Annotated in this window: 9 protein-coding genes; 4 read left to right on the forward strand and 5 right to left on the reverse strand. The window is 37.2% G+C overall.

Translation table 11 applies throughout. The annotated features are described in order from the left end of the window. Positions 1-75 precede the first annotated feature (75 nt). On the reverse strand, positions 76-684 hold the full coding sequence (gene pyrE / locus CVS92_RS07850) for an orotate phosphoribosyltransferase (protein WP_107789068.1): 609 nt from the start codon (positions 682-684) through the stop codon (positions 76-78). A gap of 119 nt (positions 685-803) precedes the next feature. Between pyrE and CVS92_RS07855 the strand changes: the two genes are divergently transcribed. The 3 genes from CVS92_RS07855 (at position 804) to thyX (ending at position 5,520) form a co-directional block, all read left to right on the forward strand. Then, positions 804-2,171: a Na+/H+ antiporter NhaC family protein gene (locus CVS92_RS07855; protein ID WP_107789069.1), complete on the forward strand. Its 1,368-nt coding sequence runs from the start codon at positions 804-806 to the stop codon at positions 2,169-2,171. 120 nt (positions 2,172-2,291) lie between these two features. Beyond that, positions 2,292-4,772: a flagellar hook protein FlgE gene (flgE, locus tag CVS92_RS07860; protein ID WP_107789076.1), complete on the forward strand. Its 2,481-nt coding sequence runs from the start codon at positions 2,292-2,294 to the stop codon at positions 4,770-4,772. Positions 4,773-4,890: 118 nt separating this feature from the next. After that, the gene (thyX, locus tag CVS92_RS07865; RefSeq protein WP_107789070.1) at positions 4,891-5,520 is read left to right on the forward strand and encodes an FAD-dependent thymidylate synthase; all 630 of its coding nucleotides are present in this window, start codon (positions 4,891-4,893) and stop codon (positions 5,518-5,520) included. Between the two features lie 54 nt (positions 5,521-5,574). Here the strand turns inward: thyX and CVS92_RS07870 are convergent, their stop codons facing one another. The 4 genes from CVS92_RS07870 to ruvC all read right to left on the reverse strand — a co-directional run bounded on the left by CVS92_RS07870 (position 5,575) and on the right by ruvC (position 8,518). After that, on the reverse strand, positions 5,575-6,681 hold the full coding sequence (locus CVS92_RS07870) for a DNA adenine methylase (protein WP_107789071.1): 1,107 nt from the start codon (positions 6,679-6,681) through the stop codon (positions 5,575-5,577). Position 6,682: 1 nt separating this feature from the next. Continuing rightward, positions 6,683-7,198, reverse strand: a complete 516-nt coding sequence (gene luxS / locus CVS92_RS07875; RefSeq protein ID WP_107789072.1) for an S-ribosylhomocysteine lyase — start codon at positions 7,196-7,198, stop codon at positions 6,683-6,685. 134 nt (positions 7,199-7,332) lie between these two features. Further along, a complete protein-coding gene (locus tag CVS92_RS07880) occupies positions 7,333-8,022 on the reverse strand; it encodes an MOSC domain-containing protein (RefSeq protein WP_107789073.1) in 690 nt (229 codons plus the stop codon). Positions 8,023-8,038: 16 nt separating this feature from the next. After that, on the reverse strand, positions 8,039-8,518 hold the full coding sequence (gene ruvC, locus CVS92_RS07885; RefSeq protein ID WP_199906423.1) for a crossover junction endodeoxyribonuclease RuvC: 480 nt from the start codon (positions 8,516-8,518) through the stop codon (positions 8,039-8,041). A gap of 122 nt (positions 8,519-8,640) precedes the next feature. Between ruvC and dnaA the strand changes: the two genes are divergently transcribed. Next, the gene (gene dnaA / locus CVS92_RS07890; RefSeq protein WP_107789075.1) at positions 8,641-9,897 is read left to right on the forward strand and encodes a chromosomal replication initiator protein DnaA; all 1,257 of its coding nucleotides are present in this window, start codon (positions 8,641-8,643) and stop codon (positions 9,895-9,897) included. Positions 9,898-9,964: the final 67 nt, after the last annotated feature.

Consider the following 9,964-nt stretch of genomic DNA (forward strand, 5'->3'; position numbering starts at 1 on the left):
ATTTTGGATTTTCTAAAAATTTTAGCTATCGATCAATTTTAAAAAAGAAAGATAGCTATATTTATAGTATAAATTTTAGTTGCCTCTGCTTCCAGGTTTGATCGCTTTGCTACCGCTCTTACAAAGCGGGCAATGCTCAGGCTCATAAATTTCAAACTCAAAATTTCCTAAAGCAAAAAATGGCTTATCGCTTGGCAGTTTTGCATTTGGCTTAGCTTCATTGTCTAAATTTACAACCTTACAAAAGCCACGGTTCGCAAGTGCTGCAAAGCCAACCACCTCACCGCCAAGGCTCTCTATCACACGTGCTGCTTCAAGTGCTGATCCACCGGTCGTGATGATATCTTCACAAATGATAAATTTCTCGCCTTTTTTCACTTCAAAGCCACGCCTTAAGCTCATCACTCTATCAACTCGCTCTGTAAAGATAAAACGCTTCTTTGCCGCACGTGCAAGCTCATAGCCAGCTAAAATTCCTCCAAGTGCAGGCGAGCAAACGCTATCAAATTTAATGTCAAATTTCTCTATCACACGGGCAAGCTCACCAGCTAGCTTTCCAGCCAAAGCTGGGTCTTCAAGCACCTTTGCACTTTGAAGATAAAACTGCGAGTGATTGCCACTGCTTAGTAAAAAATGTCCCTCTAAATACGCCCCAGCCTCTTTATAAATTTTCTCTAAATCCATCGTTTTTTCCTTTTAAAATTTACTCAAAATCTTAACACAAGCCCACTTAAGCCACTCTTTTTAAAATTTAATAAGCCACACATTTGTATAATCTCTCAACACTCACAAAAAGGACGCTCATGCTTATATTTAATCCTGTTGTTTTTAGCATTTTGGTAATGACGATACTTTGTCTATTACGTTTTAACATTTTGCTTTCTATCCTTATCTCTGCTCTTGTTGCGGGAGTAATGTATAAGCATGGATTTAGTGGATTTGAAAGTGGCATTGTAGATGGGATAAATAGCCTCTTTACAGCCCTAAAAGAGACTACACAAAGCCTCATAAGCGGTATGCAAGGCAATCTTGAGACATCACTTAGTTATATTTTACTTGGTGCTCTAGCAGCTGCCATCGCAAATACAAATTTAACTGCTATCTTGATAAATGCTTTGAGTAAATTCCTTAGCTCAAATAAAGTGATTTTTATACTAACTGTTGCATTTATAGCGTGCTTATCTCAAAATTTAATCCCAGTTCACATAGCTTTTATACCTATTTTGATTCCACCACTTCTTGCTATTATGAACAAAATGGGAATAGATAGACGTGCAGTAGCTTGTGCTTTGACATTTGGTCTTCAAGCGCCTTATGTAAGCCTTAGCGTTGGCTTTGGTCTGCTTTTTCACAATATCTTAAAAAAAGAGCTAGCAAATAACGGCATAACCACATCTATTTCTGATATCTCTTCTGTTATGTGGATAGGCGGCGCTTCTATGCTTATCGGACTTATCCTCGCTATACTTTTTTACGGCAAGAAAAGAGCTTATAAAACTTCAAAATTTGAAAAAGAAGAGCTTGATGAGATCGAGCGCGCAAAAAGCCTTGAGATGACTAAAAAAGAGTGGGCGGTTTTAGCTGGTGCAGTTGTGGCTTTTGGTGTGCAAATTTATACTGAGCTGCTACCTCTTGGCGCACTACTTGGACTTTTGGTCATGGTTGTTTTTGGTGGTATCGAATACAAAAAAGTAGATAAGATCATGGATAACGGCCTTGCTATGATGGGATTTATCGCTTTTATCATGCTAGTTGCTGCAGGTTATGGCACTATTTTAAGAGAGAGTGGCGGTATTGATGAGCTAGTAAAATACGCTAGCTTGGTATCTGGCGGCAAGATAGGCGGAGCATTTTTGATGCTTCTTATCGGTCTTTTAGTCACGATGGGCATAGGCACTAGCTTTGGCACGATACCTATCTTAGCCTCTATCTACGTGCCGCTTTGCCTTAGTCTTGGCTTTGGCGTACCAGCCATCATCTTGTTAGTTGGTATAGCTGCGGCTCTAGGAGATGCTGGAAGTCCTGCAAGTGATAGCACACTTGGGCCAACAAGTGGTCTAAATGCTGATGGTGAGCACAACCACATATATGATACTTGTGTGCCTACATTTGTATTTTTCAATATCCCACTTATCATCGGTGGTATCGTTGGAGCTATGATACTTGGATAAATTTTGGCGTTAATTACGCCAAAATTCTTTTTATTTCTTCTACTTTTTATCAATATAAATTTTGGAACATCTTTTGCTTTTGAAAAATATAAAAATTTAAAATGCAAAAAGGATAAGTCAATGATGAGATCACTTTGGTCTGGTGTTTCAGGCCTACAAGCCCACCAGATAGCCATGGACGTAGAAGGCAACAATATCGCAAACGTTAATACCTATGGTTATAAATACAACCGTGCAAATTTTGCTGATATACTAAGCCAAACTCCAAGAGTCGCTACTGCTCCACAAGGTCAGCTAGGCGGTCAAAATGCTATGCAAATAGGTCTAGGAACGACTATAAACTCAACTACGAGAATTTTCTCACAAGGCACACTGACATCTACTGATAAGCAAACAGACCTCGCACTTCAAGGAAATGGTTTCTTCGTCGTATCTCCAGATGGTGGAACTACAAGATACTATACAAGAAATGGTGACTTTGTCCGTGATAAAGCTGGAAATTTTGTGAACAACAGCGGCTATATCGTTCAAGGCTGGACAAGAGATGAAGAGACTGGCACTATCGACTCAACTGGACCGATAAAAAATATCGTGATCAAAGAGGGTCTTACAACTCCAGCAAGAGCCACAACAGAAGTAAAGATAAAAGGCAACCTTGACTCAGGCAACACCATCGACCAAAGAAGCACTCCTATTTATTCACTAGACTCGGTTGCTGGCGGACGTGACTATAACAATGACGGGATTTTAGATCCAAACGAAGTCCACAATGAAAATGATGTAAATAATGATCAGTTTTATACAAACTCAAGAAAAGAACAAAGCTTAACAGAGCGTGGTGTAGATCTTGGTGTTACATTTGATGAGCTTGGAAATGGTCTTGCGTTAAGAGATGGACAAGGCATCTGGGTGAGCTATGCAAATGCTAAAACTGAAAAATTTACTATAGGTAGCAAGTCACCAAATAATGTTGGTTCACTTACTAATGGAATTGCAAAAAAATTAAATATAACATTAAATGGTGTAAATATAACTGGAGATGTAACAAATATAAGTGATGTTGCAGCTGCTATCAACGCTCAGTACAATAAAACTGGTGTTAGAGCTGAAATTTCAGAAGGTAATAAACTAACACTTATAAATAGAAATAATTCAGGTACTACAAAAGAGACAAAAAATATTCACTTAACTGTCAATGCTGGTGATGAATTAGTAGCAGCAACGAGAGCAATGGGAGTACCGCTGACGGAAGATGCCGGTTTAAAAAATCGAGATATTATCACAGCTTATCAATATGTCTATACGAGCTCACAAACAACAGCGGTTCACGAATATAATGATGCAAAAGAAAGACAAGTAACTACAACAGAAGATCTTCGTGCTGCTATGCAAAAAGATGCAAGGAGTTACATTGACTACAATGGAGACGGTCAAATAAGAGCAAACTTAGCTGTACCTAATGCTATAAAAAAAGCAACAGAAGCTCATAATACAACTCCGGGTACTGGTGGAGCAGCTATAGCTGATGCAACATGCCAAACAGCTTATAATAATGCTTATAACGCTGCAACTGGTACTCCGGATGCAAAACACGCAGCTGGTATCGCAGCACTTAAAGAACTTGCTGATGATTTAAATGATGGCACAAAGATCACTGTAAATAAACTAGGTCAATTTCAACTAGAAAACCCATCAAATGAAGTAGCGGATCATGCACTTTATATGACAACAACTGGTCTTACAAAGCCAGCTCAAGGCACAAATAATGCGGCAGTAAATGAAAATGTTAGACTTACAACTATCATGAAAGCACTTGATGGTGCATTAAGTCCAGGTCAAGCACTAAGAGCAAGTGGAAAGATGATGATGTCAAGCCACGGCTCAACGGCAGAAATTTTTGACTCACTTGGCTCAAAACACACAGTTAGTATCAAATGGGCAAAAACGGGTACTACAACAGATGGTGGTACAGAGTGGAGCATGATCATCCAAGTGCCAGAACCAGCTAAGATAAACTATTCAGGTCAGGGTCCAGATAATGTTATAACTGGAACAGCTAGATTTAACGCAAATGGCTCACTTGCAAGTTTCCATCCAGCAACGATAACATTTTCAGCTAACAACGGCTCACAAAGTGGCCAAAACATTAGTCTAAATTTTGGTCTTGGAACTGACTTTAACGGCTTAACAAGCTTTGATAAAGACTCATCAACTGAATCAATCTCGCAAGATGGCTACACAGGCGGCACATTAAACGGCATAAAAATAGATGAGACCGGAACGATAATAGGCTCATTTTCAAATGGCCAAAGCTTTGGCCTAGCTAAAGTAGCACTTGCTACCTTTACAAACAACGAAGGTCTTCAAAGCGAGGGCGGAAACGTCTTTTCACAAACTGCAAACTCAGGTGAAGCAGTCATCGGTGCAGCTGGCACAGGCGATAAAGGAACAATCGCAGCTTCAAAACTTGAAGCTAGTAACGTCGATCTAAGCCGTGCGCTAACAGATCTTATTGTTATCCAAAGAGGTTTCCAAGCAAACTCAAAAACGATCACAACAAGTGATGAGATGCTAAATACACTTCTTCAATTAAAACAATAATAACTAAGACTTTTACAAAAGGGAGCGTTTGTCTCCCTTTGAAATTTATGCTTTAAATTTACAAATAAAATCAGCCTTCTTTTTGTAAAATGTTAAAAAATTTTACAAAAGAGAAAAAATGCAAGTAACACTACTAAATCATACTCCACTAAATATTTGCTCTCACGCTATCCGCACATGCTGGCAAAGCTTTGATAAAGGCGACAACGGCGGCGAAAAAGATGTTGAGCTAATAGATAGAGTAGGCAATAAATTTAAACACGCCTCGACGCTAGAGCATCTTTACTACAACTTCTACATCCAAGGCATCTCTCGTGCGCTACTTCAAGAGCTAGCTCGTCACCGCTTGGCAAGTCTAAGCGTCAAATCAACCCGCTACACGCTAAAAGAGCTAAAAAAAGAGGAAAAATTTGAAGTAGGGCAGTTTGAGCGTGCAGCTAAATTTATCGTGCTAACAAATGACGAATTAGTCGATAACGCAAGCATAAAAGCGCTTGAAAATTTGCGTGAAATTTTAGCCTCAACTACAAAAAGCCTTGATATAGTCAAATACTGCTTGCCAGAGTGCTATAAAACCGAGCTTACATGGAGTATAAATGCTAGAAGCTTGCAAAATTTCATCTCTTTAAGAAGCTCAAAATCAGCCCTTTGGGAGATAAGAAATTTAGCAAATGCCATCTACGATGTCTTACCTGAAGAGCATAAATTTATCTTTGAAAAATGCTTGCCAGAAGATGAGCAAAACTAACATTTACGTTAGTGCGATTTGTGGTTTAGAAGTGATGAAACGAGCACGCTAATTTTACTTTTTCAAAACGTAAAGAAGTTCGTCTACGTGGATGTTTCTAGCTTTTAAATTTCTGCTGCCGCGGTAGGTATTGTATTTTTGACGAAGTAGATGAACCTTACCCATCTGCTTTAAATTTTTATCAAATTCATCTTGATTAATAAAGCCCTCTGAGTTAAACGAAATGAGTACAAATTTTGCCTTTAAATTTGCTATCAGCTCGAAAAATGCCTCGCTTGCTGATGATTTTTTATTAAAAACTGATCTGTTCCAGTCCTTTGCGATGCCTGAAACCTTTGAAATTTTACTTGGTTCCTCGTAGCTTGCGATGAGATTTAGCATGAAGTAGTTTGAGCCGTATGGGTGCTGATTATAAGGCGGATCAAGATAGACTAGATCAAGCCCATCAAGCTCTTTTGCTAGTAAATTTGCGTCCTTTTGATAGACCTCAAATGGCACGCTAAAATTTGAAAAGATGGGCCTAGTCAAATTTATATCAGAAGTGATCCTTGAGATGGCATTTTGCCCCCTGCCGCCAAACTGGCCAACTCCATCTTTATTTTTATGAAAACCTTTAAAAATTCCACTTGTATTTGCATGTACGCTTGCATTATAAAGTAGTGGAGCTATGAAAAATTTTCTCATCTCCTCTGGCATTAGCTCATCTATGAGCCTTCTTGCGGTGTCGATGAATTTGGCATTTTTTTTCGTGTAAAAGACCCGCTCGCCAAAAGCTATATTTTCATCATCTTGCGGGGCATAAAGCCTTGTTATAAAGCCCTCAGAAAGGTTGTTTTCTATCTCTTTTTCAAGTCTTTTTTGCCAGAAATTTATCTTATCTATTAGCTCATTTGTGGCATTTTGCAAGTAGCATGAGTTTGTGATAAAGCTGTAAAACTCCAAGTCGTTTGCAACTAGAAATTCGCTATTTTGTTTTAAAAACCTAGCTACCACGCCGCTTCCACTAAAGAGGTCGCAGCAGCTAAGCTTCTCTTTTTTAAGCTCGTCTTTTGCGTATTTTACGCCTAGATCTATAAAGCCTAAAAGAGAGCGTTTATTACCAAGATAGGTTAAAATTTGCTCTTTTAGATAGGCTTGATTTTCTTGTTTTACTGGCTTCAAATCAGTGCTTTTTTAGTCCCATAGCATCAACGTCAAGCTTGATCTCATCGTTGTTTATGATGACTAAGCCGTGATCTAAAATTTTCTTTGCTATGGCGTGTGCTTCATCAAGTGAGTGCATCTTGTAAGTACCACATTGAAATTTATTTAGCTCTGGAATTTTATCTTGGTCTTTGACCTCTAAGATATCTTTCATAGAAGCAAGCCATGCCTCTTTTACGGCTTCTTCGCTAGGTGTGCCAATCACACTCATATAAAAGCCAGTTCTACAGCCCATCGGTGAGATGTCGATGATCTCTACTCCATTGCCGTTTAGATGGTTTCTCATAAAGCCAGCAAAAAGGTGCTCTAAAGTGTGAGTGCCCTTTTCTGGCAAAATTTCTTCATTTGGCTTGCAAAATCTCAAGTCAAAAACACTGATATCATCACCCTTTGGCGTTTTCATACTTTTTGCTAGTCTTACTCCTGGGGCTTGCATTTTTACATGATCTACACAAAAACTATCAAGTAATGGCATATCTTCTCCTTTAAATTTTTGGTAATTCTAGCGTAAAAAATGTTTAAAATTTAAAGGCTCATGCAAAATTTCACATAAGCCTTGTAATATTTGAATGTTTGTGGGTATTAAAATAATAAAAATTTTACTTACTATTATAAATTTCTCATATATTCTGTACTATAAATACCTTGAATACGTCTTTCCATGTCACTATACCAACTTTTTGGAAGAGTGGTAAGAGAGTTAAATTTCTCTAGTAAATTTAAATTTTCATTTGGAGCGTAAAAGAGCCTGTTTATCTCTAAAATGCTCATATGAACTGGATCTTTTTCTATAACTTCTATCACGTCGCCCACTTTGCACGATCCTGGTGTTATGACGCGGTAATACCAGCCAGTAAGACCAGTTTCAAAGATGTGAGTAGCCATATTTTCATTGCCCCATCTTTTTGAGAGCTTAAAGCAAGGCTTTCTAGGCTGCGATACTTGAAGGATTAGTGAGCCGATTTTATGTATATCACCTATACAGACATTACTCTCATCGAGTCCATCAATGCATAAATTCTCACCCATAGCTCCATAAGCCATATTTTTTAATCCTAAAAAACTCTCCCAATCGGCGTAATTTGCAAATGAATTTGCAAAAACTGCCTTTTCAGGGCCGCCATGGTGCTTTGTATCAGCGACACTATCACCCTCAAAGCCAAGTTCATTTGCAAAAATTTCACCATTTTGAGCTACTTTAAATATAGCTGAACTCCATGGTGTATTTAACTTATCAGTTGCACTTTGCGAGCCATAGTTTTTTACCTCGCCAATTAGTAATGCTTTTACTATCGCCATCTTTTTCCTATCAAATTTAGCTTATTCTTAAATTATTTGCGTGAGTTAGTGCGATCGCGATCGCATCGGTGATATCAAGCGGTTTTATCTCTTTATTTATTCCTAAAATTTTCTTCACCATAAATGCCACTTGCTCTTTATCAGCTTTAGCCTTGCCAGTGACCGTCTTTTTCACCTGAAGAGGTGTATACTCGGCAAAATCACCATGAAGCTGTAAAATTTTAAGGCTAAGTGCCCCTCGAAACTGAGCAAGCTTTAAAACCGTTTTTGGATTATAAGCAAAAAATATATTTTCGATCGCGATCTCGTCAAATTTATGATTTTTAAAAATCAAGTCGAGTCCCTCGCAAAGCTCGGTAATTTGATATTGAAGTGTATTTGGTTTTATTTTTATGAGTCCTGCTTCAAGAAGAATAGTTTTAAATTTATTTTTTTCAAGTATTGCATAACCACAATTCTTCGTGCCTGGGTCGATTCCTAAAATTTTCATCACTATCTTTTCAATACTTTTTCACGACTTTTTCACGATGTGAAAAAGTTTGTCAGAGTTTAACAAAGGTTTTATTAAAATTAAGATAGTATCACTATAAAAATTCTCGAAATTTAAGGCATAAAAATTTGATAGCAGACGAAATTTTAGAAAATCTTTCAACACAAATTTCACCTGAAGAATACCAAAGTTATATCAAGCAATTAAAATTTAACGAAAAGGCTTCAGACGATCATATTATCGTATTTACTGCACCAAATGAGTTGATGGCTAAATTTATAAATACAAGATATGCTGATAAAATCGCTCATCTATATGAAGTTAGAACAGGCATAAAACCAAATATAGAAATTTCATCTACTAAAAGTAGCAAGACATCAAAACAAAATCAAATAAATGTTAAGCAAATAAAAACACAAAGTAGCATTTTAAATCCAAGCTACACATTTGAAAATTTTGTCTGTGGAGCGTCAAATCAATACGCATTTTTAAGTGCAAAAGCAGCCGCTGAAAAACCTGGCGTACTTTATAATCCACTTTTTATATATGGCACTACAGGACTTGGCAAGACTCACTTACTCCAGTCAGTCGGAAATCACTGCCTAAATAAAGGAAAAACCGTTATTTGTGTAACTAGCGAACAATTTATGATAGATTTTACCAGTCACATAAATAATCACTCAATGCCAAAATTTCGTGAAAAATATAGAAACTGCGATGTTTTACTAATAGACGATGTGCAGTTTCTTGGTAAAACTGATAAAATCCAAGAGGAATTTTTCAACACATATAATGAACTTTTAGCAAAAAATGGTCAAATAGTTATGACTTCAGATAGACCTCCAAAGACACTAAAAGGCTTTGAAGATAGGATGATTTCAAGATTTGATAAGGCTTTTATGGCTGATATTACGCCACCTGAACTTGATACAAAGATAGCCATCATCATCAAAAAATGCGAATTTGATAAAATCGATCTAAATAAGGAGGTTATAAACTACATAGCTACAAACATGGGAGATAATATCCGTGAGATCGAGGGAGCTATAATAAATTTAAACGTATTTAAAACTCTTATGAAAGAAGAGATCACACTTGATCTTGCAAAAAGTATATTAAAAGATCTAATCAAAGAAAAACGTGAAAATATAAATTTCGATACTATTGTTGAAATAGTTAGTAAAGAACTAAATATCAAACAAAGTGATATAAAAAGCAAATCAAGAGTTACGAATATCGTAGAAGCAAGACGAATCATCATATATCTTGCAAAGATGCTTACAACAAACTCAATGCCACAAATTGCAAACTATTTTGGTATGAAAGATCATAGTGCCGTTAGTCATAATATTAAAAAGATCAATCAGTCCCTTATACACATCTGACGCTGCCGCCGATGCACTCAGTTTAGACCTCGGTGCGCTGCTGTTGATCTAAAAAACACATCAGTAA

This window comes from Campylobacter concisus, from assembly GCF_003048555.1.
GTDB classification, from domain to species: Bacteria; Campylobacterota; Campylobacteria; order Campylobacterales; family Campylobacteraceae; genus Campylobacter_A; species Campylobacter_A concisus_AO.

Excerpts from the sequence above, each read along its gene's own strand:
- luxS (WP_107789072.1), bottom strand. The coding sequence starts at position 7,198 with ATGCCATTACTTGATAGTTTTTGTGTAGATCATGTAAAAATGCAAGCC.
- CVS92_RS07880 (WP_107789073.1), bottom strand. The coding sequence starts at position 8,022 with ATGGCGATAGTAAAAGCATTACTAATTGGCGAGGTAAAAAACTATGGC.
- flgE (WP_107789076.1), top strand. The coding sequence starts at position 2,292 with ATGATGAGATCACTTTGGTCTGGTGTTTCAGGCCTACAAGCCCACCAG.
- pyrE (WP_107789068.1), bottom strand. The coding sequence starts at position 684 with ATGGATTTAGAGAAAATTTATAAAGAGGCTGGGGCGTATTTAGAGGGA.
- thyX (WP_107789070.1), top strand. The coding sequence starts at position 4,891 with ATGCAAGTAACACTACTAAATCATACTCCACTAAATATTTGCTCTCAC.
- CVS92_RS07855 (WP_107789069.1), top strand. The coding sequence starts at position 804 with ATGCTTATATTTAATCCTGTTGTTTTTAGCATTTTGGTAATGACGATA.